Raw genomic sequence first — 24,142 nt, 5'->3', positions numbered from 1 at the left:
CAGGTGCTCAGGGCTGCATTACATAGAGGCCAGGTGCATTCATCAGTGGGGGATAGCCCTGCTGCGGCGCTCCCATCGGCGGCGGGTTTTGTGGCTCGCCGGATTTGCCCTTAAGCCAGTGTTGCCATTGAGGCCACCAGGAGCCTTCGTGCAGCTCGGTGATCGTGCGCCAGGTTTGCGGGTCGATGTAGCGTTCGCCGGCTTTTTTTGTCGAGATCTGGTAGCGGCGATGATCACGCTCGGGCGGACTGACAATGCCGGCATTGTGGCCGCCGTTGGTCAGCAGAAAGGTGACGTCGATCGCGGGATGTGTGGTGATCTTGTAGACCGACTGCCAGGGCGCAACATGATCGCTGATGGTGCCGACGGCAAAAATCGGCGTGCGCAGGTCGGCCAGGTTGATCGGACGACCCTCGACGATATAACGCCCGCTGGCCAGGTCGTTGTTGAGGAAGAGTCCGCGCAGGTACTCGGAATGCATTCGATAGGGCATTCGGGTCAGGTCGGCGTTCCAGGCCATCAGGTCGTTCAGTGGCTGGCGTTCGCCGAGGAAGTAGTCGCGCACCATGCGTGACCATATCAGGTCGTTGGAGCGCAGCAGCTGAAAGGCGCCGGCCATCTGGTAGCCGTCGAGGTAGCCCTGGTCCCACATCATGCTCTCAAGAAAAGCCACCTCGCTCTCGCCGATAAACAGACTCAGCTCGCCGGCTTCGGTGAAGTCGAGCTGGGTGGCCAGGGTGCTCAGTGTCGCCAGCCGGTTGTCGCCATCGCGAGCCATGGTGGTGGCGGCGATCGACAGCAGGGTGCCTCCCAGGCAGTAGCCCATCCCGTGAATGGCCTGGTCCGGTACGATCGCCGAGACGGCATCAATGGCTGCCATCACCCCGAGCCGGCGGTATTCATCCATGCCAAGATCGCGATCGTCCGAGGTCGGATTGCGCCAGGATATCATGAACACCGTGTGTCCCTTGTCGACGAGGTACTTGACCAGTGAGTTACGAGGCGAGAGGTCGAGAATGTAATACTTCATGATCCAGGCGGGTACGATCAGGATCGGTTGCGGATGTACCTTTTCGGTGCTGGGACTGTACTGGATCAGCTCGAACAGGTGGTTGCGAAACACCACCTGACCCGGGGTTACTGCGAGGTTTTCGCCGACTACAAAGTTTTCGGCACCGACCGGTTTGTGTCCCGAGGCGAGGCGCTGCATGTCCTCGCTGAAGTTCTGCACGCCTCGCACCAGGTTCATGCCGCCTTCGGCCAGCGTCGCCTTGAGGATCTCGGGGTTGCTCCAGGGAAAGTTCGACGGTGCATAGTGGTCCAGCAACTGGCGAACGACGAAAGACAGTACCTGCTGGCGCTGGGGCGACAGGCCGTCGATCTCGGTGGTGGCGTTATGCCACCATTGCTGATGCAGCAGAAAGGCCTGGTGTATCAGGTTGTAGGGCCACTGTTGCCAGGCGTCGCCTGAGAAACGCTTGTCCTGGGGCAGGGGCTGGATACAGCAGTCGCTTTGTGGGTTGGCGGTTTGCTGCACCATATAATTCAGCAGTCGCGTCGACTTGCGTCCGGCTTTCTCGATCAATGCCAGTTGTTTGCCGGGTGAAGTTGCCAGGTGTGCAAGCCAGTCGACGTACAACGCCGTCAGGCCGGCGGGACTCAGGCCCAGACTGAAGCGTGCCAGATTGGCGCGAAAGGCATGGTCCAGCGCCCGGGTGCCGAAAGAACGGTAAGACAGGGGGCTCTCGTCATCCAGCGGGCTGAAGGGGCTCGGCAATGTTGCCGAGCGTCGGGAAACCCCGCGATCAGGTGTCAGCGGCAACACTCTCCTGTCCTTCATCTCCTCCAACATGATGCCTCCTCAGCCTGGCTTTTGGGTGTCATTGGTTCCGGCAGGATATGTCCTGTTTTTTCTGTAAAACGTCAACAGGGCCTAGAGTCTAGCCACTTTCATCGCAACGCAATACTGACGGGCGTCAACATCCAGGCGTAGAGGTTGTTACTTTTAATCTGACAGACCAATAGCCATCTTACTGCGGGGGCACGTCTGGCGCTGCGGCCTCGATGGGTTTTACCGCCAGGATAACAATCGGTGTCTGGGGCACATCGCGGTGTGGCGGGCGCACAGTGGTGGGGGTGTTGCTGATCTCGTTTACCACATCCATGCCCTTGATGACGCGGCCAAACACAGCGTAACCCGGCTGATTGCCCCTTGCATCAAGCCTGGGGTTGTCGACGCTGTTGATAAAAAACTGCGTGGTGGCGCTGTTTGGATCATTGGTGCGGGCCATGGACAGTGTGCCGGCGCGGTTGCTCAGGCCATTGCCTGATTCGTTTTCGATCGGGGCGTCGGTTGGCTTTTTCTGCATGGCCTGGGTGAAACCGCCGCCCTGAATCATGAAGCCGGGAATCACGCGGTGAAAGATGGTGCCCTCGTAGTAACCCTGTTGCGCATAGTGCAGGAAGTTGGCCACGGTCTTGGGCGCCTGTTCGTCAAAAAGTTCGATCTCCAGGTTGCCGGCACTGGTTTGCATCTGTACCAGCGGCCCGGCTTGCAGAGGCAAGGCACTGAGGCCGAAAATCAGGCTGCAGCTCAAGGCTGCACGGCGCAGTATCTGTGTCATGGTCGTTGTATGTCCGTTGCCCGGGATTGCAGCGGCGTGGCTGCTGTCCGGTTATGGGTTGCATGCTCAGCGTTTAACACGCGGCATTAGAAACATCAGTATTGAAGCCTGTGCTGCAGTGCAACGTCAAGCGTACCTTTGGCGTACGAAGTCGTGCTGGCATGAATCCGTCTGCGGCTGTTTTGCGTATGCCTAACCACGGATCCCTGAGTGGAGAGTGTTATGGCAGGTTTTGCAGTGCATTGGATACGCCTCGCAGGGCGGGGGCTGGCAGCTGCAGCGGCATTGTTTTGGGGGAGCGTCCAGGCGCAGACGGCTGAGACATTGCAGGTACCCGCGGGTGCACAGAATCCGCTGGCGTTCGAGGTACAGCGCAACGGTGTGCCGGTGGGAACCCACTGCGTGGCCTTTACACGAGAAAACAGCCGGTTACGGGTGGATGTCATGATGGAGCTGCAGGTACCTGTTGCGCTCTGGTTTGACTACCACTATCGCTACAAGGCGACGGAGTGGTGGCAGTCCGGCAGGCTCGATGCGCTGCGGGTACAGATTCAGGATGGTGGGAATCCGGTGCGTATTCATGGTCAGACCCGCGACGGCCGGCTCGAGGTTGACGGGCCACGCGGGTTGCTGCGTTTGACTCGCGATCTGTTGCCCAGTAACCACTGGAATGTAGCGATCCTGCAGGAGTCAGCAGTACTGAACACGCTGACAGGCACAACCAGTGAGCTGGAAATCAGCCGCGAGGGCAGTGATAGCCTTGTGGTCGCAGGTACCGAAATTGATGCAGACCGTTTCCGCCTCGGCGGTGATCTGTCCGACACAAGGGTTTGGTATGATCGCCAGGGGCGCTGGCGCGGGCTGGAATTTTCGGCTCGGGACGGGTCAGTGGTACGGCTGCACCCGCGAGACATTGCCAATGTATTGACCGAGCCCTCCACCGATTCTCCCTGGAACAGGAACTCCGTATGCAAAAGCCTCAGTGGCGCGTTGTCTGGATAACGGGAGCCTCTACGGGCATTGGTGCTGCGCTCGCGCTCGCGCTGGCTCGCAGGGGATGCGGTGTCGCGATCAGCGCCCGCAGTGCCCCCGATCTCGGTGATCTGGCATGCCAGGCCCAGGGCTTGCGCGGCGAGCTTTGGCCCTATCCACTGGATGTGACCGATGCCGCGGCCTGCTCTGCAACGCTGGACAGGATCGAGGCTGAGCACGGTGCTGTCGAGCTTGCCATCCTCAATGCCGGCACTCACCGGGCACTGACGCCAGAGACCTTCGAGGTTGCGGCGTTTGAAGCCCTCATGCAGCTCAATTATATGGGGGTGGTGAATGCCGCCGTACCGTTACTCGCGCGTATGCGCTCTGTGGGCGGCGGTCAGCTGGCGATTACGGCCTCGGTGGCGGGGTACCGGGGCCTGCCAACGGCCAGTGGCTATGGCGCCAGCAAGGCGGCGTTGATCAATTTTGCCGAGGCACTGAAGCTGGATCTCGCCGATACCGGCATCGTTGTCAGCCTGATCAATCCGGGTTTCGTGCGCACGCCGCTGACCGATCGCAATCGCTTTTCAATGCCCTTCCTGCTTGAGCCCGAAGATGCTGCTGCGCGCATCATTCGCGGCCTGCAGCGGCACCGGTTTGAAATTGCCTTTCCATGGCGCTTCGTGCTGGGGCTCAAGCTGTTTCGTCTACTGCCATACTGGCTTTATTTTCCGCTTGTTCGAAGGATTACACGCGCATGACGCCCCGCCAAAGCTGTGCCCGTTACGTTGAGTTATTTGAAAACCTGACACCGGAACGGCTCGGTGAGCTGCTGCCGCTAGTGACGGACAATGTGCATTTTCGCGACCCCTTTAACGATGTGCGGGGTGTGACGGCGCTACAGCGGGTGCTGGAGGACATGTTTGAGCGCACCGATTCGCCCCGTTTCAAGGTGCTGCACTGGACGGTCGACGGGCACGACGGCTATATCCGTTGGCTGTTCAGTGCCCGTGTACCGCTGCTCGGCCAGTGGCACGTCGAGGGAGTCTCGACGCTTGCATTCGCCGAGGGTGGACGTATTGCCGAGCACCTCGATCACTGGGATGCCAGTTGTGTCTACGCGCGGATTCCGCTGCTCGGGGCTCTGGTGCGGGGGGTACGGCGGCGCCTGGCCTGTAAAGTCTGAAAGCCTGGCGGGCCGCCTTCGGCAAAGCGGACTATGGTGTAGATATACCCTTAGTAGGCGGAGTCCTGCCATGGCGTTAACGCAACTTCTGTCCACCGATCGCATCGCGCTCGATCTTAAAGGGCGCAGCAAGGAGGATGTGCTGGCTGAGATGGTGGCGATGCTCGACGATGCTGGCAAACTGGAGGATCCCGAGGCCTTTCTTGACGCCGTGCTGGCGCGCGAGGCCACGGGCAGTACGGGTTTGGAGCAGGGCATAGCGATGCCCCATGCCCGTTCCCAAAGTGTACGCGAGCCGGCACTGGCCTTTGCCATTGCCAGAGAGGGTATCGAGTTCGGTGCCCTCGATGGCAAGCCGTCGCAGCTATTCCTGATGATCGCCGAGCCCGCCGACGCCGACAGTCAGCACCTTGATGTGCTGGCGGCCGCCTCCTGCCACCTGATTGATCCGGCTTTTCGCGAGCGGCTGATGCTGGCCAAATCCGAGACGGAAATATTGCAGCTCTTTGCCGAGGCCGAGGGGATTGAACTGCCGCAGCTTGAGGTGCAGGCGGAAGCCCACCTGGTTGCTGTGACCTCCTGCCCGGCAGGTATCGCCCATACTTATATGGCGGCCGAGCGGCTGCAACAGGCGGCCCGGGAGCTGCATCTGGACCTTCTCGTCGAGACCCATGGTTCGGCCGGTGTGCGCGGTGCCCTGTCAGTGGACGATATACATCGGGCCGATGCAGTCCTTCTGGCAGTCGACCGCAATATCGGTTTGCAGCGCTTTGCCGGCAAACCGTTGCTGCAGGTTCCGGTCACCGATGCGATTCGGCATCCGAAGCGGCTGTTGCTGCGGGCACTGCGCCAGCCTGCACTCGGCGCCCCCGGAACAGGCGAGGTCGTCGGGCCTGCCACATCATCGGAAATCGACCACTGGGGTTTCTATCGGCATTTGATGACGGGCGTCTCGAGTATGCTGCCATTCGTGGTGGGTGGCGGCATCCTTATCACGCTATCGCTGCTGTTCGGTATCGATGCTGCGGATCCCGCATCACCCGACTTCAACCCGTTGGCGAAATTGCTGCTTCAGCTCGGCGGGCCGATGGGCGCTTTCGGGCTCATGGTGCCGGTACTTGCCGCCTTTATCGGCCGGAGCATCGCCGACCGGCCCGGCCTGATGCCGGCGATGGTGGGTGGCTATATTGCTGCCCAGGCCGGTGCTGGCTTCCTGGGCGGTATGGTGGCGGGCCTGATTGGCGGTTACGGTGTGTTGCTGTTGCAGCGTCTGTGCCGTGTGCTGCCCGATTCTCTCGATGCAATCCGTACCATTCTGATCTACCCGGTACTCGGGTTGTTGTTGTGCGGCAGCCTTATGCTCTGGCTGGTCGAGCCCATGTCTACGCTCAATGCACACCTGGTTGATTGGCTTAACGGCCTTAACATCGGCAACCGAATCGTGCTTGGCGGACTGCTGGCGGGCCTGATGGCGGTCGATATGGGCGGGCCCGTGAACAAGGCCGCCTATACCTTTGGCATCGCGGCAATCGAGGCGGGCAACTATTTTCCCCAGGCTGCCGTGATGGCCGGCGGCATGGTGCCGCCGCTTGGGCTGGGGCTGGCTACCCTGTTGTTTCCCGCCGTATTCACCAAACTGGAGCGCCAGTCGGGGCGCGCCTGCCTGATCATGGGCGCCTCCTTTATTACCGAAGGGGCCATACCCTATGCGGTGGCGGATCCGTTGCGTGTCATTCCCGCCTGTATTCTGGGGTCAATGTTGGCTGGATGCTTGTCCATGCTGTTTCAGTGCCAGCTGCTGGCGCCCCACGGTGGGGTCTTCGTGATTCCCCTGGTGCGGAACTGGCCGGGCTACATTCTGGCGATTGCCGCCGGGGCGTTACTGACCGCCAGCCTGGTTGTACTGTTAAAACGCTTCTTCAGGCCCCGCCTGAAACGGCGCCCGGCAGGGGGCTAAGGGCCCCGTTCTTGGGCTTGCGCAGCCGGCTTAACTCTTCAGGCGCTGTCTCTGGCTTGATAAAAAACAGCCTGACCTCACCGATGCGCAGGCCCCATTTGCTGACCTGAGCACGATTAAGCATCACGCCACCGGGCTGAAGCAGCATCCAGTCATCGAAATGCACACGCCACTGTCGGTCACCAACAGGCAGCTCCATATCGTACTGCCAGTTCAGCGCATTGCCGGCAACCTGGCCGCGGGCAACGCCAATGACGTCGTCGGCCCTGCCGATATAGCCATCGGCGCCATTCGGCCGAATGCTCCAGATACGTGTCTGCTGTTCACCATCGCTGTAGCTGAAATCTTCGTGCAGGACCAGTTCTGTTCCGTCCCAGCGGCCCTCGATCTCGACAAAGAACTGTCGGCGTACCGTACCGAAACGGTCTTCGAACGAACCCCAGGCCAGCACTCGACCCTCAAAATAGGATTCGAGTTTGAGTCGGGGGGTCGCATCGTGGAATTGCTTAATTCTCATGTCGGTGCATCCGGCAAGGCAAAGGCTGATCAGCAGTAACGGCAGAATCCGGTTCATGGGCATGTAAACTCCTGAGGCGGCGGGCCAGGCGGTGACGAATGGCCCGGTGGTGTCCTGACTGCAGCGGGAAGTTCCACAGCAGCAAGACCGCCACGCCCTTGAATACGCAAGGCAGCCCGGCATAGATCAGTCCAAGCAGCCAAAGCGGTTCGGCGTTGTCGCTTTCAAAGCCGCTGGCCCCGAGCAGGACGAAGGCAAAACCCGCAGACAGGGCCAGCGCCAGTTTTGTGGCCATGTTCCAGCAGGCAAAAAGAATACCGTTGCGCTCCTGCCCGAAACGGTAACGATCCCAGTCCGATACTTCAGCTTGCAGCACGTGGGGCAGCGTCAGGTCGGCGCCCAGTGCGGCGCCTGTGACCAGGCAGATGGGCACAAAGCCCAGGGCCGTGGCGGGCGACAGTAACGGCGCCAGGGCAAAGGCGCTGATGGCGGCGATCATCGCCAGGCACCAGAGACGCGCCCTGGTGATGTATCGCGACATAAACAGCCAAAGCGGCAACGACAGGATTGCGGCGCCGAAGTAGAGCAGAATATAGAGTGCGCGCGTCTGTTCGGAGCCACCCAGCCAGGCCGACACGAATAACGGGAACAGAACCGCTGGAAAACCATTTGCCAGGCCGTTGAGGAACCAGGCGCTCAATAGCCTCAGGGCCAGTCGGTTGTGCTGGAACAGGCGCCAGCTGGAGGCGTACGGTGTTGCCTTTTGCCCGGTCGCCGCGGCATAGGGCAGTCCCCAGAGTGCCCGAATCGCGACGAGCCCCGCCAGCACCGTAATGCCAACCAGCAGGTTGAGGCCTTGCTGCAGGTTCAGCCCTGCCAGGGTTGCCCCGAGGGGAAGTGCGGCCGATATGACCAGACCTGCAATCGTCATCGTCTCGCGGGCGCTGGCGGCCCGGTTGCGCTGGTGGCTGTCGCCATGCAGCCGTGGCAGCCAGGCTAAATAGGGAATCTGGATCAGGGTCCAGCCAAGGTATAAAAACAGCAGCCCCAGAAGGAGCGAGAGGCTGGCGTTTTGCTGCCAGGGATTAACCAGCAGCAGCAGCGATGGCGCGCAAATCAGGCCTGCACCGAATATCAAGCGGGCCGGTTTGATGCCGGGAAAGCGGTCTATGAATATTCCGATCAGTGGATCGGTCAGGACATCAAGTAGCCGTGTTAACAGCAGTATCGCCCCGATCAGCGTCAGCGGCAGCCCGAATGTCTCGAAGTACCAGGTTGGAAGCAGCACGTAGACCGCAACCGTGGGTAGCGCCAGGGGCAACCCCAGGGCGGCATAGCGCCAGAGGTTGCCCGTATCGAGTGGCGGGGCCGGGGGCATTGCGCTCATCCGCTCAGGGGGCTTGCACAACATAGAGCCCGACATCGATGGCGCCGTAGCGAAAGCCGCCTTCGCAGTAGCCCAGGTAATAGAGCCACAGGCGGCGGAAACGGGCGTCAAACCCCTGGGCTTCGATCTGCGGCCAATGCTCCAGGAAGGCCTGGCGCCAGTGCTGCAGGGTACGGGCATAGTCGGCGCCAAACGTCTCGCTGTGGGTCAGTTGCAAACCGGCGTGCTCGATCTCGGCGGTCAGCCGGCCAGGGCTTGGCAGCATGCCGCCGGGGAATATATAGCGCTGGATAAAGTCAGTGCTGCGGCGGTATTCCTCGAAGCGTTCGTCGGCGATGCTGATGACCTGTAACACGGCGATTCCACCGGGCTTGAGGCAGCGGCGCAGCTGCTTGAAATAGAGCGGCCAGTTTTCTTCGCCCACCGCCTCGAACATCTCTATGGAGGCAATCCGATCGACCGGCGTATCGAGATCCCGATAGTCGGTCAGGGAGAAGGAACACTGCGCTTCGAGGCCACGCGCGGCGGCGCGGGCCCGGGACCAGGCCAGCTGTTCCCGCGACAGGGTGATGCCAGTGACCTGGGCGCCATACTTCTGCGCGGCGGTCTCGGCGAAGCCGCCCCAGCCGCAGCCGATTTCCAGTACCTGTTGACCCGCTTTCAGCTGCAACAGTTCGCAGATACGGTGGTACTTGGCTTGCTGCGCAAGTTCCAGGCTTTGTCCGGGGTGTTCGAACAGGGCGCTGGAATAGGTCATGCTGGGGTCGAGCCAGTGGCGGTAAAAGTCGTTGCCCAGGTCATAGTGAAAGGCAATGTTGCGTCGGCTGCCGCGTCGGCTGTTGCGGCGTGAACGGTGGAACAACCGGTGCAGTGTCGTGTTCAGCTTGCCGCCTTGGGCCAGCCGTCCGAAAGCATGCTCGTTACCCAGCGCCCAGCGCACCAGGGCGCTGATGTCCGGGCTGTGCCACTCGTTGGCCATGTAGCCTTCAGCCCAGCCCAGCAGACCGGACCGAAGCAGTCGACGAAACGGCCGCAGGCTGTGCAATTGCACCTGGGCGCGCACGTCCGAGTGCTCTGCGCTGCCCGCCTGCAGGCGCTGGCCATCGGGCAGAATCAGCTCAAGGTGGCCGTATTCCATGCGTTTAAGCCAGCGCGCCAGGGCGTGCACACAAAACCGGTTGAACCAGCCGCGACGAAGGGAGTCGGCCAGATCCGGCAATTCTGATGCCGGAAGATATTCAGTGGGTTTCATAGGTATGCTCTCCGTATGAATGCGTGCGCGTAGGGTCGGTGTCCGTTACGGTCGAATCGGGAGTGGGGGTGCAGGTCACTGTCAGGGCGGGCGGCGCAGGTTTGGGCTGAATGCGCATGCCTTTGAACCACAGGCGCAACGCCTCCCAGTGAATGCCTGCGAACACTTTCAGTGTCATCAGCGGATAGCGCAGGCAGGCCTGTAGCAGGATGCGGTCAGTCAGGGGGCGGCGCACTCCAGTAAAGCTGGCACGAAACATGGGTTCGTTGGCGTGACTTTGCTCGATATGCACGCCGATGCGCCGCTCCGGCGGCTGCATCCTGAAGTGGTAGCGGCAATCCTGCGGCATGAAGGGCGACACATAAAAACACTTGTCGACGGCTTGGCGTATCGGTGTGTCGTTGCTCACCGGCAACAGGTAACTGTGCCGTTCGCCAAAGGTGTTGCTGACCTCGTACAAAATGGCTTTGAGTGTTGCATCGCTGGCGTAGCAGTAATAGACACTGAGGGGGTTGAAAACGAAACCCAGTATGCGTGGATAGCACAGCAGCAGTATTTTTCCTGCGTCGAGGTTGATGCCATGCTGCTCGAGTTGTCGCTGTATGTCCTGCTTAAGGCCCGAAGGCGCACCGGTGCCATGATCGCGTTCGTAGAATGCGTACAGGTTAAAACGGTTGTGTGAGAAAAAATGCAGCCGCTGGTTCAGTTCGCCAAGATCATCCAAATCCAGCAGTAACGACATAACCCGGTAGCGGAAACGGTGCACGCGAGGACGCAACCGGTGGTGGAATACGTGCCCAAAATAGACTGCTGACCGGTTCATGCCGGCACCTCGAGTCTGTGCTTGTGGCTTACGTGGATACGGCTATTGGGCGTGTCCAGCGCCCAGGGGCGCTTGAACCCGCCCAGCTCTTCCGCTACCGCAAGGCCAGATTGCAGCCCGTCTTCATGGAAGCCATAACCAAAGTAGGCACCGCAGTACCAGGTATTGTGCCGGCCCTGCAGGTCCCACAGCTGATGCTGCGCTGCCAGCGCCGCCAGGGAAAAGGTAGGGTGGTCGTACAGAAAACTCCGATGTACGGTGTCAGGTGCAGGCTCGCGCAGTGGATTGAGTGTCACGAAAAGCGGCAATGCGTTGGGCAGGTGCTGTAGCCGGTTCATCCAATAGCTGACTGAGACTTCCCGCTGACCGCTTTGCCGCTGTGCTGCCAGGTAATTCCAGCTGGCCCATGCGGCCTTGTTGCGGGGCATGAGGCTGGAATCCGAATGCAATACGGCCCGGTTGCGCTGATAGCTGAACGCGCCGAGCAGTTTTTGTTCTGTCACGCTGGGGGCCTGTAGCAGCTGCAGTGCCTGATTGGCATGACAGGCCAGAACGACATGATCAAAGGACTCACGTCCGCCGTGCAGAAACTCAAGTTCAATACCGCCTGAAGTGCGCACAATGCGGTGGATACGGCTGTTGAGCCGCACCTCACCGCGCTGACGCAGGCAGGCCTCGACTTTTTCAACATAGCTGCGACTGCCGCCGGTGACGGTGCGCCACTGAGGACGGTTGTTCAGCTGAACCAGGCCATGGTTCTGGCAAAACCGCAGGAAGGCCAGTGCCGGGTATTCCAGCATCAGGTCCACCGGCGTCGACCAGATCGCTGCGCCCATGGGCAGCAAGTGATCCTGTATGAAGGCATCGCCATAGCGCTCGCGCTGCAGCAATTCACCCAGTGTCAGCGTGGCGGTGGCAGCATCCAGGCAGTAGCGCGGTGCTTCGCGGTAAAAGCGAGACAGGTCCAGCAGCATGGACCAGAAGCGTGGCCGCGCCAGGTTGCGTTTTTGCGCCAGCAGTCCTTGCAGGCTGGTGCCGCTGTATTCCAGCCGCCCCTGGTCCAGTGACACACCGAAGGACATGTCGGTTTCGCGGCTCTGTACCCCTAGCGTGGCGAAAAAATTCACCAGGTTGGGGTAGTTAACCGGGTTGTAAACGATAAAGCCCGTGTCGACGGCTAAATTGCCGGCGCCATGGCATACATCAACGGTATTGGAGTGCCCGCCGAGTCGGTCGTCCTTTTCGAACAGCGTGACCTGGTGTTGCTGGCTCAGTAACCAGGCACTCGACAGGCCTGAAATGCCCGAGCCGATGACTGCAATTTTAAGCGGACGTATTGCCTGAATGTTCATGGCGGCTTCCTTTGCATCTTTGAGATCCCTGTACGAAGATGGCCCTGTAATCAGATCAGCGTCCGTCGGCTGATAAGTGATTTTTTCGCACTGATCCATCCACGCCGCACTTACGTAGAGCAGAGTAATGAAAAAACAAAACTGTCCGGAGGCGATGTGGCAACAGTCATTCCTTTATTCCGCAAGGCCCCCCCTGTGAAAGAGGAGTGGAGTGCCTGTCTTGCTGCACTGGGCCAGACCCGGGATCGGGCCGACTATGCCCGGCTCTTCGAGCACTTCGCGCCGCGGGTTAAAGCTTACCTTGTTCGCCTTGGGATGACGCCTGCTAATGCCGATGAACTGGCGCAGGAAGCATTGCTCTCGGTGTGGCGCAAGGCGCACATGTTTGATCCGGCCAAGGCCAATGCCAGTACCTGGATCTTCCGGCTGGCACGCAACCTGTGCATCGACCGCATGCGGCGCGAGAAACTTCAGTTCTATGACATCGACATCGATTACGACGCGCCTGATCCGGATGAGCGTCATGGCGGCGAGCAGGCCATTCTTGCAACGCGCATGGCCGAGTCCATTCGGGCCCTTCCGGAGGCGCAGGCTCAGGTACTTTATCTGTCCTATTACGAGGGGCGCAGTCACTCGGAAATTGCGCAGGCGATCGGGATTCCGCTGGGCAGTGTCAAGAGCCGGCTGCGCCTCGGGTTCGACAAACTTAAACAGCTATGGGGAGAGTCATCGTGAACATACGTCACCATCTTGATGATGCAACCCTGCTGGCGTTTGCGGCGGGCTCGCTGTCCGAAGGCATGTCGCTGCTGGTTGCCAGTCATATAGACCGTTGCACTGACTGCCAGACGCGGTTGCAGCAGGCCGAAGCCGTAGGCGGTGCATTGCTTGAGGAGCTGGCGCCAGTGGCGCTGGCGCCAGGGGCTCTGGAGCAGGTACTGGCGCTGCTGGATACGGATGCAGGAAAGCCCGAAGCGAGGCCCGCCGCACCGGCACCCGTGCAGTATGCCGATATACCGGCGCCGCTGGCCCCCTACCTGAAAAAGTCGCTCGATGAGCTGGACTGGCGCACGCTGGTACCGGGTGTGCGGCAGTTTGACCTGCGCCTCGGCGGCCCCGGAGCCACGCGCCTGCTGCGCATAGCCCCCGGCCTGTCCGTTCCCCATCATGGTCATCGGGGAAACGAGATGACGCTGATTCTGCGCGGGTCTTACAGCGACGAGCTGGGCCGCTTTCAGGCCGGGGATGTCGCGGACCTGGATGAGCAGATTTCTCATCAGCCGATAAGTGACAGTGGCGAGGATTGCATTTGCCTGATTGCGACGGATGCGCCACTGCGGTTCAGCGGCTTGATGGGTCGTCTGGTTCAGCCGTTTATTGGCCTTTGAAATGGGTGAAGGGAGAGGGGGGTGATATATGAGTGAACTTGCAGTGGAAACGCCGGCTCAGCCCATTCCGGTCGGTATAAGCGCCTGCCTGATGGGTGAAAAGGTGCGTTACAACGGTGGTCACAAGCGGTCGTCATATTGCCTGGACGTGCTGTCTGAATGCTTCAATTTCAAGCCGTTTTGCCCCGAGCTTGCTGTCGGTCTGGGTGTACCGCGCGAGCCCATTCGCCTGGTGGGCGACGCCGCAAGCCCCAGGGCGCTTGGTACCAGGGATCCGTCGATTGATGTTACCGAGCCGTTGGCCGCGCAGGGTCGGGCCGTGGCTGCTGCCCTGCCTGATTTGTGTGGTTATATTGTGATAAAGGGTTCACCCAGCTGTGGCATGGAACGGGTCAAGGTATACCACCCCAATGGCATGCCCAACGGTGCCGGGCGCGGGCTCTTCATCAATGCGCTGATGCACGCCAATCCGTTGCTGCCGGTAGAGGAGGAGGGCCGCCTGAATGACCCGGTGCTCAGGGAAAACTTCATCGCCCGGGTGTTTGCGTTGCATCGCTGGAAACAGCAGGTGGAGGCTGAGCCGAGTTACCATGCGTTGCTCCAGTTCCACAGCCAGAGCAAGTACCTGCTGATGGCGCACAGCTACGAAGGCTACCGCACACTGGGGCGTTACCTGGCCGAAGCCCACAGTGAGCCAATTGAGGTCGCGATGCAGACCTATATCAGGGGTTTCATGGAGCACATGAGTCACTGCGCCACACGCAACAGCCACGTGAATGTGCTGATGCATGTGTTCGGTTACCTGAAAAAGGCGATCGACAGCCAGTGCAAGCAGGAAATTCTGGACAGTGTGGCCGAGTACCACCGGGGCGAGGTCCATCTGGTGGTGCCGCTGACGCTGTTGCGCCACTACCTCAAGCGCCACGGCTCAGACTATATCAAGCAGCAGTCCTACCTGGATCCACATCCGTACAAACTGGGTCTGCGGAACTACATATGAATCTGATCTGGTTCCGCAATGATCTGCGCCTGACGGACAACCCGGCGCTGCATGCTGCCGCGGCCCTGGGCCAGCCCCTGGTTGCGGTGGTCGTGCTGACCCCCTTGCAATGGCAACGGCACGGGGACGCACCACGAAAACTCGCATTCTGGCGTGATGCGCTGCAATGCCTTCAAGGCGATCTCGCCCGGCTCAATATTCCACTGCGCGTACTGCATACGTCAGACTATGACGGCTGTGCTGCGGCCCTGCTGGAGCTGTGCCAGACGTTAAAGGCGCAGGGGCTTTATTTCAATTACGAGTATCCGCTTAATGAGCGCCGGCGCGATGTTCAGGTAAAGCGCGTGTTGCGTGGTGCGGGCCTGCGTTGTGAGGGCTGTCATGCAGATCTGCTGCTTGAACCCGGGACTGTGCAAAGTGCCAAGGGCGAACCTTTTCGCGTGTTTACGCCCTTCAGCCGAGTGTGGCGCCGGCAAATGCTGATGCGCAGTCTTGATGGTCTGCCGGCTCCTGAGCGTCAGGCGGCGTTGGCGGATCATTCGGGGGAACCGATGGAGTCTGATCGGGTACCGCCGCTGGGCGAGCCCTATGACCGGCAACTCTGGCCGGTGGGAGAGCAGGTTGCCGCGCAGCGCCTTTATGATTTCGCTGCGAAGGACCTGGCCCGTTACGCAGAGCGGCGGGATTTTCCGGCGTTGCAGGCGACCTCGTCGCTGTCGGCTTATCTGAATACCGGCCAGGTGTCGGTGCGCCAGTGTCTGAATGTGGCCCGGCACAGCCTTGGCGAGCACTGGCTGGAAAGCCAGTGGGTGACAGAACTGATATGGCGCGAGTTTTATCGTCACCTGCTGGTGGCCTTTACCGACCTTAATCGCGAAGCGCCGTTCAGGCCCGAGGTCGAGGCGCGCATTCAGTGGCACGACCGGCCCGAGTATTTTGAGGCCTGGTGCCGGGGCGAGACCGGTTTTCCGATTGTGGATGCCGCCATGCGACAGTTACTCGCCACTGGCTGGATGCATAACCGCCTGCGCATGGTGGTGGCATCTTTTCTGACCAAGTTGCTGGGCGTGGACTGGCGTCTGGGGGCTGCGTTTTTCATGCAGCAGCTGATCGATGGCGATTTCGCCTCTAATCTCGGCGGCTGGCAGTGGAGTGCCTCGGTGGGGGCGGATGCGGCACCGTACTTTCGTATTTTCAGTCCGCAGCGTCAGGCCGAGCGATTCGACCCCCAGGATGAGTTTGTCTGCCACTGGCTACCGGAACTGTCACCGATGCCTGCGCGGCAGCGGCAGGACCCGCAGGCCAGCAGTGCGGTGCGCGGAATACAACCGGTCATTGACTATCGCGCTGCGCGGGAAGCGGCACTGACAGGTTACAAGGACGCAGGGTAAATTAGCGGCAGTGGCTTCATTGCCTGTCTTGAATGCCTGCGCTGGGCGTTGTGTTTGCACTCAGCTGGATGAATCCGGTGGCAGTTCAACGTGGGTGATCCAGCGACGGGATATCAGTAGGGTGAGGTGCTGGTTCAGGTCCGGTACTTCCCGGCTGAGCTGGTACAGCGTATGCCCCTGCAGAATCCCCTTCAGTAGGCGGCCCAGGGAGTCGCTCAGCGTCTCGGCCCGGGGGCTGTCCAGGTGACGGTACACGCATAGCCAGTGTGCCCGATATCGTAGATGCAGTTTGCCTGGGTGGTCGTGCTGATAGTTGTTCCATATATCCAGCACCGGCCAGTGACAGCGCAACAGTTGTAGCGCCTGGCTGGCTACCAGTCGTAACCGGTACTGTTCGGATTCAGGTACGTAGATCAGTGAGTCGAAATCCTGCGGCGGATCCTCCTCGGCGGTCCACGCCAGGTTCCGAGCCCATTCCAGTGATGCGAGTTCCGGCAAAAATTGCAGGTTTTGCAGCGTGCTTTGCGAGTCTGTGCAGTGCTTCAGCAACGATGCAAGGCCAGTACCGAAAGGCTCGACGGTACCCGTATCCACAAGATGGTGACCATACTGCTGACTCAGGGCATGAAACAGCTGGGGGCCAAGCAGTTGCGCGGTGACAGGATAAAGCTGGGCCAGCGCGCGCGTCCTGGTCTTTGCCAGCAAATCCCGGTACAGCTGCAGGCATTGCTCTGGTGCGAGGCTTGCGCTGGTGATGAGCTGGCGCAATTCGGCATTGGGGTGGCCATCCAATTCAGCCCTCAGTGCTGTCTGCAAGTCAGCAAGGTGCATTAGTAGGGCCTTCGGGTTTTTATGGCTTGCTGCATTATGTGCTGGGCGCGGCTGACTTCGCCCAGAATAACGGACAGTGGCGGAATGTCATGTTCCCATTCGATCAGTGTTGGTGTCGCTGTAAACTGTTGTTGCGCCTGTTCATACAGGGTCCAGACGGGCTCGTGAACCGGGGTGTTGTGGCCATCCAGCAGATAGGTGTCGTGGTCATCGAATCCTGCCAGGTGAATCTCGCGCACCCGTCTGGCGGGCAGCTGCGCGAGGGTGTGCTGTGCATCAATTCCCAGGTTGTACTGGGTGACATAGCAGTTGTTCAGGTCCAGCAGCAGGTAGCAGTCGGCTCGCTGTGCCATTTCGGCAAGAAACTCGCCTTCACTGATCGTTGAGTGGTTAAAGCCAAGGTAACAGGCCGGGTTTTCAAGCAGAATGCGCCGGCCGAGATAATCCTGTACTTGACTAATGCGCGCCGTGATGTGGTCCAGCGCTTCCTCTGTGTAGGGCAGGGGCAGCAGCTCATGGCTGAAAAATTGGCCCAGCGAACCGAAGCTGACATGGTCGGACAGCCAGCTGACTTCCAGGTTGTTGGCCATTTGTTTCAAGCGGGCGAGGTAGTCCATGTCCAGTGGCGCGAAAGAGCCCAGAGCGAGGCCGGTGCCGTGCAGCGTTACAGGGTAGTTGCAACGCAGGCGTTCGAGGTCGTGGAGTGCCGCACCACCATTAAATAAATGCTGCTCAAGCAGGATTTCGACCCAGCGAATTCCGTCGCCGGCGTTGATGATGTCATCAACGTGGCAACTTTTAAGGCCTACTCCAGTGCCGGCAAGACTCCAGTGGATCTTCTCACACATAATAGTGTTGTCCCTGCGCTGTGGGGCCGTCCATCGGGAAGCTGCGGCTCTAAATACGGGTTTCTCCATGCCTCCTTGCAAATGCCGAATTTGGGCGTACGACTAAAACCCGGTCGATAGTGGCCAGGCTTTTCGGTCAGCTTGCGTTTATCTCAGGTTCAGCTTTTTGAAACTCCCGTTTGAAATAAGTTCCGTGTAACACTGCAGATGGCCAATCCGGGCGACGCAAAAGGTATCGCTGTATACTCCCTGTTATGTCGGCCTGCTTGGGGCCTGGCTAGCCCAAGCCGGGCCAGGACAGTTCGACAGGGTGCTCTAAGTACCTGTCAGGGCGAAGCAGTACACTAGAACCAAGGATGATTCTGTCATGACGCTTTTAACCATGGCTTTTTATCATGTAGCTTTTCAGTATAGAGCAGCGGGAGCCGTGTGAATGACAATGCAATGGGAAAGGCTTTTGACGGCACAGCGTTATGGCCATGAACAGGTTAGCCCGCGGGAAATCGGTCGCAGTCACTTTCACAAGGACAATGACCGTATTGTCTTTTGCAGTGCCTTTCGTCGCCTGGGTCGTAAAACACAGGTGCATCCACTGGCGCTGAACGACCATATACATACCCGCCTGACACATTCCATTGAGGTCGGCAGTCTGGGCCGAACCTTAGGCATTCGCGTCGGTGAGCTGATCGCCGATCAGTTACCCCCCTGGGTCAGTCCCCATGACCTGGGTACCATCGTGCAGTCGGCTTGCCTGGCTCATGATATCGGTAATCCGCCGTTTGGCCATGCCGGTGAATATGCCATTCGGGACTGGTTTAGAAGCCATGCCAGCCGTGAGCTTACCCAGTCACTTTCAACCCGCGAGCGGGCCGACCTGGAAACCTTCGAGGGCAATGCGCAAGGTTTTCGGGTCGTGACCCGAATTGAGAATCACCTGCTCGACGGCGGCTTGCGGTTGACCTACCCCACGCTTGGAACGCTGCTCAAGTATCCCTGGACCGTGGAGCGTGCCAGCGAAAAGGGCAAGTTCGGCAGCTTTCAGAGCGAGCGCGATATCCTCGACAAACTGGGCCAGACGCTGGGACTGACGCCCCTGGGGGATCACTGGTGGAGTCGCCATCCGCTAACCTGGCTTATGGAGGCGGCGGACGACATCTGCTATGCCATTCTTGATCTGGAGGATGCGATTGAGCTGAATATCCTCAGCTTTGATGACGTCAAGCCGATCCTGCTGCAGCTGTGCGGTGATCTGGACTACGACGATACGCTGTTTGCGACCCAGGCTTCGGCACGACGCAAGATATCCGCGCTGCGCGGTACGGCCATGGAAAACATGATCGAATCGGCGCTGTCGGCGTTCAGGAGTCATTATGCCGCGATTATGACCGGTGACTACCGTGGCGAGTTGCTGGCCGACGGTGACGCCGGTGTGCGCGAGGGGCTGGCACGGGCCAAACAGCTGGCGAAATCACGGGTCTTCCCCGACACGCGCAAGACTGAACTGGAAGTGGGGGCTTATAGCAGTTTGGGCATTTTGCTCGAGGCTTTCTGCCGTGCGGTGCATGATCAGCATCTCAAGGGGCCAGGCGGGCTTGGCTATCGCAGTGAGAAAATCATCAGCCTGATGGGTATCCATGCTCCGTCGCCCCAATTGCCACTTTATGAGGCGTATCGCCGAGCGCTCGATTTCATCGGCGGTATGACCGACAATTATGCTACTTATCTCGCCCGTCAGGTGGGCGGTCTGAATCCATAAGAGGATCTGTTCATGGCTTCACTGCGCGACCAGCTTAGCGGACTGGTGTATTCAACCGAACATGGCGACAGCTGTCCGGGCTGTCGCCAACCGGTCGCTGACTGTATTTGCGCCCAGCTGGAAGATGCAGACAGGCTGGCGGCACTGGATGGCATCGTGCGTATTCGTCGGGAAACGTCGGGACGCAAGGGCAAGGGGGTTACCACGGTGACCGGCGTACCGCTGCCGGAAGCTGAACTCAAACAGTTGGGCAAGAAGCTGAAAAAACTCTGTGGTACGGGCGGTGCCTGCAAGGATGGCGTCATCGAAATTCAGGGCGATCATCGCGAACGCCTCAAGCTGGCGCTGGAGCAGGATGGCTTTCGGGTCAAGCTGGCGGGTGGTTAAGCAACCTGTAAGCAAGTCCCGCAGTTCTCAGCAGGTCCTGAGACCCATTGGGACTAATTCATAAGTTCCCCAAGGCCTGTGAGCCGATTTTTTAACGCCGCGATAGCAACGCAGGTCGTTTTAGCGGCTTGCTAAACACCCGGAAACCGGGGCTGGAGGGCTGTAGCATGTGCGTTCCCAGACTGGGGTATTGGGCCTGCCAACGCCAGCTATTGAGCGTTGTTCTGCTGCTGACGGTACTACCGTCGATGCCGGTGCGGGCTGAAATCTTCAAATATGTGGACGAGCGTGGGCGCCAGGTCTTCGTTGATAGCCTCGCCAAGGTTCCGCCACAGTTTGCTGATCAGTTGGAAAAACGTCAGGAGACGCTATTACCGGATCCGTTGGATGCAGCAGAGCAGGCCGCTGCACGGGTCGAACGCGAACGAGCGGCGGACCTTGCCAGCCAGCGCAGAAAGCTTGAAAAGCTGCTGCGTGAGAGTGAAACGCCGGTCAAGGTGGGCAGGAACCGGGTGCTCGTGCCGGTGACGGTGGTCTATGGCGGGCGCAAGGCCAAAACCGAGATGGTGCTGGATACGGGCGCAACCAATACGGTGTTCCACAAGGATGCGCTGGCGGCGTTGAACTATGCCGCGCAACCCGGTGGTCGGGCACGGGTGGCCGGTGGAGGCAGCATAAATACCGAACTGGTGAGCTTTGACCGCATTGAAATCGGGCCTTATCGACCCACCAATGTGCGAGCCATGGTGATTGAACATCAGGGCCCTGCCGTGGGCGCGGATGGTCTGCTGGGCATGGATTTCCTGATGAACGTGCGTTATCGCATCGATTACAAGCGCCAGCTGATCCTGTGGGAGCCTGACCGTTATGAGGAGCTGCAGACGCTGCTGCTCAGTCTCGACGCTGAAACCGCCGGCAATTCGGCGGCGCCAGCGTCGGAGAAGTAATCACTCAGAGCTGCTGTTCGGCCAGTTTCAGATCCAGCGTAGCCTTAAGCAACTTGAACAAACGGATCGAAGCGTCAATCTCGTCCTTGCGATTGGTCAGGCTTTCGATGTTCAACCCCAGCGGAATACCCAGGTTGGCCACCGAATCCAGGATCAGGTCCAGGTTACTGCGACATACTCGAATCGACTCAGCCAGCGGGTGGGCGGAATCCAGAATACGCCAACGGGTCGCATCGGGCACCGAAATGCCCAGCCATTCCATGAATTCAAGCGTCTTGGCACTGCCACAGGGTGTAAATGTCAGGATAATGCGCTGCGGGGCCACACCACGGTTGTGGCATTCGCGCGCATAACTGCTGAGCAGGTCGATGGTGGCCTGGGCATTGTAAACGGCCTGGGTAATGAAAAACTGGCAACCCTGTTCAGTCTTGGTCAGCAGGCGCAGGTGTTCATTGCCCTTGCTGGCGTGGCGTTCAGCGATAGTGACGCCGCCCAGGTGAAAGTCCAGTGGGTGTTCTTGTAGCGCCTTATAGGCGTTGGGCAGAGTCAGCTGGATATCGCCGTCGGACGAGGGGCTGCCGACCAGCACCAGGTTCTGCACGTCGTACCTTGTGCGGGACTCTTCCAGCCAGTGTTCGAAGTCGGCACGATCGCGCTGAGCGACACTCTTGTAGGTAATCACAGCGTGGCTGGAATGTTTGCGCAGCAGTTGTGAATATTCGCGCGGATCCAGTGTCCGCATGTAGGGAAACGGGCGCGGTTTGCTAATGCGGCTGCTTTCATCTTGAATGTCGTAAATGATCAGGCCGTCATAATCGATCTGGCGCAGACGGGCCAGCAGCTTGTCGGCGATATCGATTACTTTCTCAGGCTCCGTGTTGTCTCTTGGTGGCGTGGTGCCGACGAAATAGACGCCTCGGCTGGGATCGGAGAATTTCTGTTGTAACGATATGCTCATAGCGCGTTGGGCCGTATGTTCTGTCAGTTAAGTGCGGACAAGTCTAACAGTGAGTGAATTTCATGTAATTAGGTTATAAGGTGAAATGTTTTACACTGAAGTTGAAGGATTTTAATCCGCAGCTCCATCTGGCTTGTTTTTAGCTCCTAAAAACCGCGGAGACCCCCGACTATGACTGGATTTGATCTTAACGAAGCCCATCGATCGCTGCAGCAGCATGGAGAGGGTATTGGGCCGCTGGAACAGTGGAATCCCGCGTTCTGTGGCGATATCGACATGCGTATTGGGCGTGACGGCACCTGGTATTACATGGGCACACCGATTGGCCGGGCACCCATGGTGCGGCTGTTTTCCCGCGTACTCTGGTTAGAGGACGGCCGCTATTACCTGAAAACGCCGGTCGAAAAGGTGGGTATTCAGGTGGATGACTTGCCGTTTCAGCTTGTGAATCTCGAACAGGTCCAGACGGATGCCGGGCCGGAGCTGCACTTCACCAGCAAAACCGGCGATCATGTCGTGGCCGGTCCCGACCACCCGTTGCGTGTGCTTCAGGGCGCGGGCAGCGAAGAACCTGCGCCGCAGCTTGAGGTTCGCTTTGGAATGTGGGGACGCATCGGGCGCACCCTTTTTTATCAGTTGGTCGATATAGCGGTGCCAGAACCCGCCGCCGACGGGGGCGAAGAACTCGTAGTCTACAGTCGTGGTGAGCGTTTTTCCCTTGGCAGGCTGTGAGGTATTGAGTCTTTGCATCAAGCTCGATCCAGCAGCTGCTGCAGCTGCTGCCTGAATTCAGGCATGGTCAGTAACCAGTGGCAAACATGGTGGATTTCGCACCGTGCAATGAGGCCGCGCTGATGCAGCGATTCAATGGCTTCTTCGGTGTCTTCCTCGTCTCCCCCGAGCAGCATGACCAGGTCGTCATGAAACAGCTTGCCACCGCACAGAGCCGCCAGAACGCGTATCTCGAGTGTGCTGGCGGCAAAAGGCAGGTCAAAGCGAATACGTTCGGCCATGCGATCGGAAATCAGGGGAAGGCCGGTTGTTGCGCCCTCAAAGGGAGAGTGGTAGGGAATTGTCACCCATTCAGCGCCCGGATATGAATCCAGTGTACGCAGAATGGTTGCGGCGGTAAGTCCGGAAATTTTGCAGTCCATGACGAGGCCCTGTGAACGAATTGTGTAAGCCGGGATTGCCCGGCGATGTGATGTGGGGACCGCGCACGGCCCCGGTCGTGTTTTGTATCGGTATCCTGTGCAAGAGATAGCAGCTGGAAAAGTCAGTCGGTGCCCGGGGTGAGGGGCTCAGAGCAAGCGGGAAAATGGACTGAATATTCTGTTGCGCAATGAAATGAAATATCCCCGCGTGGCTGAGCAAAGTATAGTCGATATCGGCACTGCTGCCTGAAGTGAAAAGCGGTGGCTAAAACGCTGCGCGCACGCGGATCACGCGCATTAAAGGCGTTATACTGAAGTCACTTTTTAAGCGACTCGGGAAGGGGCCACAGACGGTATGAGCGAGAATAATTTTGATACGCTGACAGCCATGGGTATTGAAAACGTTCATGATATAGAGCAATACAGCACCCGCATTGAAGGCGACGTGGACATCCTGAAAATCTACTTTCGCCGTCATCACGGCGAATGGTTTGCCAAGAGCAAAAAATTCAAGATTCAGCGTCTGCACAAGAATGTAAAGGTCGACGCAGGTCGAGTACCGTACCGCGCTATAACCGAATCTTCGCCCTATTTTTTGCGCGCTGTTGCCGAGCTGGATCAACTGGTTGCCCAGGAAAAATCGACGCTGAATCGCAAGGAACTGCTGCTCGAAGAGCTGGATCACCTGGAAAAGGTTGTGTCGCGCAAGATCGAGGACCTGAAGCGTCAAATCGACGAGCTCTGATACAGCGCCCGGCACATGATGGAGCAGAGGTTGCGACTTCAGGGGTGGGCAAGATGGTCGAGCGAATAGGCCGTGCGGTCAACCGGCTGGCGTAGCACGAAGTTTGAAATGATCGATCTTACACCCGCAATGGCTGTGAGCTGGTTCAACAATAACTGCTGATAGTGGTCCAGGTCGGGGACCACCACCTTGAGGACATAGTCTGCAGTGCTGCCGGTAATCAGGTAGCACTCCATGACTTCGGGCAATTCGCTGATGGTGGCTTCAAAGTTTCTCAGCTTCTCCTGCGTCTGGGCTTCCAGTGATATGTGCACCAGTACGGTCATGGGCAGGCCAATTTTGGCCGGATCCAGGATAACGACCTGGCGTGCAACGTAACCGCTGTCTTCAAGGCGTTTTATACGCCGGCTGCAGGGGGTTGCCGACAGGCCGACCCGCTCTGCGATGTCAGCCACCGAAAGTCGCGCGTCCTGCTGCAGCAATTCCAGAATTCTTCGGTCTGTGCGATCAAGCCTGTGCAATGACATGGGGTCTCCACAACTCTGTGCTGCCAGCGCGTTTATGAGGGCCCGGGCGGATGCTCGGCGACAGTGACTGAGCCTCGGTGTTTAGTCGCAGCTGCGGTGAAATTGTGCAGGCTTCTTCAATTTAATGCACGAATTAA

Annotated in this window: 25 protein-coding genes; 13 read left to right on the top strand and 12 right to left on the bottom strand. The window is 59.1% G+C overall.

What is annotated here, in order from left to right:
* Positions 1–7: 7 nt before the first annotated feature.
* Together F451_RS0116830 and F451_RS0116825 are read right to left on the bottom strand one after the other, a co-directional pair.
* Positions 8–1,852 (bottom strand): PHA/PHB synthase family protein, encoded by a 1,845-nt coding sequence (locus F451_RS0116830; protein WP_240476504.1) that lies wholly within the window; start codon positions 1,850–1,852, stop codon positions 8–10.
* A 178-nt stretch (positions 1,853–2,030) separates the two neighbouring features.
* Positions 2,031–2,624, bottom strand: a complete 594-nt coding sequence (locus F451_RS0116825) for a peptidylprolyl isomerase (RefSeq protein WP_020682563.1) — start codon at positions 2,622–2,624, stop codon at positions 2,031–2,033.
* A gap of 222 nt (positions 2,625–2,846) precedes the next feature.
* On the opposite strand from F451_RS0116825, the gene F451_RS0116820 reads away from it, so the two are divergent.
* From F451_RS0116820 to F451_RS0116805, 4 genes are all read left to right on the top strand, one after another.
* Positions 2,847–3,626, top strand: a complete 780-nt coding sequence (locus tag F451_RS0116820; protein WP_156826528.1) for a DUF6134 family protein — start codon at positions 2,847–2,849, stop codon at positions 3,624–3,626.
* A complete protein-coding gene (locus F451_RS0116815) occupies positions 3,593–4,360 on the top strand; it encodes an SDR family NAD(P)-dependent oxidoreductase (protein WP_020682561.1) in 768 nt (255 codons plus the stop codon). Before F451_RS0116820 ends, F451_RS0116815 begins: the two co-directional genes overlap by 34 nt.
* Complete coding sequence (locus F451_RS0116810; protein ID WP_020682560.1) at positions 4,357–4,785, top strand: nuclear transport factor 2 family protein; 429 nt, start codon at positions 4,357–4,359, stop codon at positions 4,783–4,785. Before F451_RS0116815 ends, F451_RS0116810 begins: the two co-directional genes overlap by 4 nt.
* Positions 4,786–4,855: 70 nt before the next feature.
* Complete coding sequence (locus tag F451_RS0116805; RefSeq protein ID WP_020682559.1) at positions 4,856–6,742, top strand: PTS fructose transporter subunit IIABC; 1,887 nt, start codon at positions 4,856–4,858, stop codon at positions 6,740–6,742.
* Here F451_RS0116805 and F451_RS25845 read toward each other — a convergent pair.
* Genes F451_RS25845 through F451_RS0116780 form a run of 5 tightly spaced genes read right to left on the bottom strand, consistent with a single transcriptional unit; the run spans position 6,705 to position 12,073 of the window.
* Positions 6,705–7,259, bottom strand: a complete 555-nt coding sequence (locus F451_RS25845) for a DUF3833 domain-containing protein (protein ID WP_020682558.1) — start codon at positions 7,257–7,259, stop codon at positions 6,705–6,707. The two genes, F451_RS0116805 and F451_RS25845, sit on opposite strands and share 38 nt — an antisense overlap.
* Entirely contained in the window at positions 7,249–8,637 is a 1,389-nt protein-coding gene (locus F451_RS25840) for an MFS transporter (protein WP_020682557.1), read from the bottom strand. Before F451_RS25840 ends, F451_RS25845 begins: the two co-directional genes overlap by 11 nt.
* 13 nt (positions 8,638–8,650) lie before the next feature.
* A complete protein-coding gene (locus F451_RS0116790; protein WP_020682556.1) occupies positions 8,651–9,898 on the bottom strand; it encodes an SAM-dependent methyltransferase in 1,248 nt (415 codons plus the stop codon).
* Positions 9,885–10,721, bottom strand: a complete 837-nt coding sequence (locus F451_RS25835; protein WP_083928462.1) for a DUF1365 domain-containing protein — start codon at positions 10,719–10,721, stop codon at positions 9,885–9,887. The genes F451_RS0116790 and F451_RS25835 overlap by 14 nt, the downstream gene beginning before the upstream one ends.
* Positions 10,718–12,073: an NAD(P)/FAD-dependent oxidoreductase gene (locus F451_RS0116780; protein ID WP_020682554.1), complete on the bottom strand. Its 1,356-nt coding sequence runs from the start codon at positions 12,071–12,073 to the stop codon at positions 10,718–10,720. Before F451_RS0116780 ends, F451_RS25835 begins: the two co-directional genes overlap by 4 nt.
* Positions 12,074–12,268: 195 nt before the next feature.
* Between F451_RS0116780 and F451_RS0116775 the strand changes: the two genes are divergently transcribed.
* The 4 genes from F451_RS0116775 to F451_RS0116760 are packed head-to-tail and all read left to right on the top strand — an operon-like array spanning position 12,269 to position 15,852.
* Positions 12,269–12,808 carry a sigma-70 family RNA polymerase sigma factor gene (locus F451_RS0116775; protein ID WP_020682553.1) on the top strand — a complete coding sequence of 180 codons (540 nt, stop codon included), beginning with the start codon at positions 12,269–12,271 and terminating at the stop codon, positions 12,806–12,808.
* On the top strand, positions 12,805–13,461 hold the full coding sequence (locus F451_RS0116770; RefSeq protein ID WP_020682552.1) for a ChrR family anti-sigma-E factor: 657 nt from the start codon (positions 12,805–12,807) through the stop codon (positions 13,459–13,461). The genes F451_RS0116775 and F451_RS0116770 overlap by 4 nt, the downstream gene beginning before the upstream one ends.
* 28 nt (positions 13,462–13,489) lie before the next feature.
* The gene (locus F451_RS0116765; protein WP_020682551.1) at positions 13,490–14,461 is read left to right on the top strand and encodes a YbgA family protein; all 972 of its coding nucleotides are present in this window, start codon (positions 13,490–13,492) and stop codon (positions 14,459–14,461) included.
* Positions 14,458–15,852, top strand: a complete 1,395-nt coding sequence (locus F451_RS0116760; protein WP_020682550.1) for a cryptochrome/photolyase family protein — start codon at positions 14,458–14,460, stop codon at positions 15,850–15,852. The genes F451_RS0116765 and F451_RS0116760 overlap by 4 nt, the downstream gene beginning before the upstream one ends.
* A 60-nt stretch (positions 15,853–15,912) precedes the next feature.
* On the opposite strand, the gene F451_RS0116755 is transcribed toward F451_RS0116760, so the two are convergent.
* Positions 15,913–16,683, bottom strand: a complete 771-nt coding sequence (locus tag F451_RS0116755) for an HvfC/BufC family peptide modification chaperone (RefSeq protein WP_020682549.1) — start codon at positions 16,681–16,683, stop codon at positions 15,913–15,915.
* Positions 16,683–17,531 carry an MNIO family bufferin maturase gene (gene bufB, locus F451_RS0116750; protein ID WP_020682548.1) on the bottom strand — a complete coding sequence of 283 codons (849 nt, stop codon included), beginning with the start codon at positions 17,529–17,531 and terminating at the stop codon, positions 16,683–16,685. Before bufB ends, F451_RS0116755 begins: the two co-directional genes overlap by 1 nt.
* 433 nt (positions 17,532–17,964) lie before the next feature.
* On the opposite strand from bufB, the gene F451_RS0116745 reads away from it, so the two are divergent.
* The 3 genes from F451_RS0116745 to F451_RS0116735 all read left to right on the top strand — a co-directional run bounded on the left by F451_RS0116745 (position 17,965) and on the right by F451_RS0116735 (position 20,621).
* Positions 17,965–19,287 carry a deoxyguanosinetriphosphate triphosphohydrolase gene (locus tag F451_RS0116745; protein ID WP_026291835.1) on the top strand — a complete coding sequence of 441 codons (1,323 nt, stop codon included), beginning with the start codon at positions 17,965–17,967 and terminating at the stop codon, positions 19,285–19,287.
* 12 nt (positions 19,288–19,299) lie between these two features.
* A complete protein-coding gene (locus F451_RS0116740; RefSeq protein ID WP_020682546.1) occupies positions 19,300–19,674 on the top strand; it encodes a translation initiation factor Sui1 in 375 nt (124 codons plus the stop codon).
* Between the two features lie 167 nt (positions 19,675–19,841).
* On the top strand, positions 19,842–20,621 hold the full coding sequence (locus F451_RS0116735; RefSeq protein ID WP_083928460.1) for a retropepsin-like aspartic protease: 780 nt from the start codon (positions 19,842–19,844) through the stop codon (positions 20,619–20,621).
* Between the two features lie 4 nt (positions 20,622–20,625).
* Here the strand turns inward: F451_RS0116735 and F451_RS0116730 are convergent, their stop codons facing one another.
* Entirely contained in the window at positions 20,626–21,579 is a 954-nt protein-coding gene (locus F451_RS0116730) for a methylenetetrahydrofolate reductase (protein WP_020682544.1), read from the bottom strand.
* A gap of 171 nt (positions 21,580–21,750) precedes the next feature.
* Between F451_RS0116730 and F451_RS0116725 the strand changes: the two genes are divergently transcribed.
* Positions 21,751–22,311, top strand: a complete 561-nt coding sequence (locus F451_RS0116725; RefSeq protein ID WP_020682543.1) for a DUF1285 domain-containing protein — start codon at positions 21,751–21,753, stop codon at positions 22,309–22,311.
* A 17-nt stretch (positions 22,312–22,328) separates the two neighbouring features.
* Here the strand turns inward: F451_RS0116725 and F451_RS0116720 are convergent, their stop codons facing one another.
* Positions 22,329–22,733, bottom strand: coding sequence for a hypothetical protein (locus tag F451_RS0116720; RefSeq protein WP_020682542.1), 405 nt, complete (start codon positions 22,731–22,733; stop codon positions 22,329–22,331).
* A 355-nt stretch (positions 22,734–23,088) separates the two neighbouring features.
* On the opposite strand from F451_RS0116720, the gene F451_RS0116715 reads away from it, so the two are divergent.
* The gene (locus F451_RS0116715) at positions 23,089–23,478 is read left to right on the top strand and encodes a DUF3461 family protein (RefSeq protein WP_020682541.1); all 390 of its coding nucleotides are present in this window, start codon (positions 23,089–23,091) and stop codon (positions 23,476–23,478) included.
* A gap of 38 nt (positions 23,479–23,516) precedes the next feature.
* On the opposite strand, the gene F451_RS0116710 is transcribed toward F451_RS0116715, so the two are convergent.
* Positions 23,517–24,005 carry an Lrp/AsnC family transcriptional regulator gene (locus tag F451_RS0116710; RefSeq protein WP_040880029.1) on the bottom strand — a complete coding sequence of 163 codons (489 nt, stop codon included), beginning with the start codon at positions 24,003–24,005 and terminating at the stop codon, positions 23,517–23,519.
* Positions 24,006–24,142 lie beyond the last annotated feature (137 nt).

The organism is Marinobacterium rhizophilum DSM 18822 (assembly GCF_000378045.1).
GTDB lineage: Bacteria > Pseudomonadota > Gammaproteobacteria > Pseudomonadales > Balneatricaceae > Marinobacterium_A > Marinobacterium_A rhizophilum.
The sequence above is the reverse complement of the archived record's forward strand: the minus strand, read 5'-3'. Positions and strand labels throughout refer to the sequence as shown.

Coding starts and splice junctions, on each gene's coding strand:
- F451_RS0116830 (WP_240476504.1), bottom strand. CDS start 1,852: ATGTTGGAGGAGATGAAGGACAGGAGAGTGTTGCCGCTGACACCTGAT.
- F451_RS0116825 (WP_020682563.1), bottom strand. CDS start 2,624: ATGACACAGATACTGCGCCGTGCAGCCTTGAGCTGCAGCCTGATTTTC.
- F451_RS0116820 (WP_156826528.1), top strand. CDS start 2,847: ATGGCAGGTTTTGCAGTGCATTGGATACGCCTCGCAGGGCGGGGGCTG.
- F451_RS0116815 (WP_020682561.1), top strand. CDS start 3,593: ATGCAAAAGCCTCAGTGGCGCGTTGTCTGGATAACGGGAGCCTCTACG.
- F451_RS0116810 (WP_020682560.1), top strand. CDS start 4,357: ATGACGCCCCGCCAAAGCTGTGCCCGTTACGTTGAGTTATTTGAAAAC.
- F451_RS0116805 (WP_020682559.1), top strand. CDS start 4,856: ATGGCGTTAACGCAACTTCTGTCCACCGATCGCATCGCGCTCGATCTT.
- F451_RS25845 (WP_020682558.1), bottom strand. CDS start 7,259: ATGAGAATTAAGCAATTCCACGATGCGACCCCCCGACTCAAACTCGAA.
- F451_RS25840 (WP_020682557.1), bottom strand. CDS start 8,637: ATGCCCCCGGCCCCGCCACTCGATACGGGCAACCTCTGGCGCTATGCC.
- F451_RS0116790 (WP_020682556.1), bottom strand. CDS start 9,898: ATGAAACCCACTGAATATCTTCCGGCATCAGAATTGCCGGATCTGGCC.
- F451_RS25835 (WP_083928462.1), bottom strand. CDS start 10,721: ATGAACCGGTCAGCAGTCTATTTTGGGCACGTATTCCACCACCGGTTG.
- F451_RS0116780 (WP_020682554.1), bottom strand. CDS start 12,073: ATGAACATTCAGGCAATACGTCCGCTTAAAATTGCAGTCATCGGCTCG.
- F451_RS0116765 (WP_020682551.1), top strand. CDS start 13,490: ATGAGTGAACTTGCAGTGGAAACGCCGGCTCAGCCCATTCCGGTCGGT.
- F451_RS0116760 (WP_020682550.1), top strand. CDS start 14,458: ATGAATCTGATCTGGTTCCGCAATGATCTGCGCCTGACGGACAACCCG.
- F451_RS0116755 (WP_020682549.1), bottom strand. CDS start 16,683: ATGCACCTTGCTGACTTGCAGACAGCACTGAGGGCTGAATTGGATGGC.
- bufB (WP_020682548.1), bottom strand. CDS start 17,531: ATGTGTGAGAAGATCCACTGGAGTCTTGCCGGCACTGGAGTAGGCCTT.
- F451_RS0116745 (WP_026291835.1), top strand. CDS start 17,965: ATGACAATGCAATGGGAAAGGCTTTTGACGGCACAGCGTTATGGCCAT.
- F451_RS0116740 (WP_020682546.1), top strand. CDS start 19,300: ATGGCTTCACTGCGCGACCAGCTTAGCGGACTGGTGTATTCAACCGAA.
- F451_RS0116735 (WP_083928460.1), top strand. CDS start 19,842: ATGTGCGTTCCCAGACTGGGGTATTGGGCCTGCCAACGCCAGCTATTG.
- F451_RS0116730 (WP_020682544.1), bottom strand. CDS start 21,579: ATGAGCATATCGTTACAACAGAAATTCTCCGATCCCAGCCGAGGCGTC.
- F451_RS0116725 (WP_020682543.1), top strand. CDS start 21,751: ATGACTGGATTTGATCTTAACGAAGCCCATCGATCGCTGCAGCAGCAT.
- F451_RS0116720 (WP_020682542.1), bottom strand. CDS start 22,733: ATGGACTGCAAAATTTCCGGACTTACCGCCGCAACCATTCTGCGTACA.
- F451_RS0116715 (WP_020682541.1), top strand. CDS start 23,089: ATGAGCGAGAATAATTTTGATACGCTGACAGCCATGGGTATTGAAAAC.
- F451_RS0116710 (WP_040880029.1), bottom strand. CDS start 24,005: ATGTCATTGCACAGGCTTGATCGCACAGACCGAAGAATTCTGGAATTG.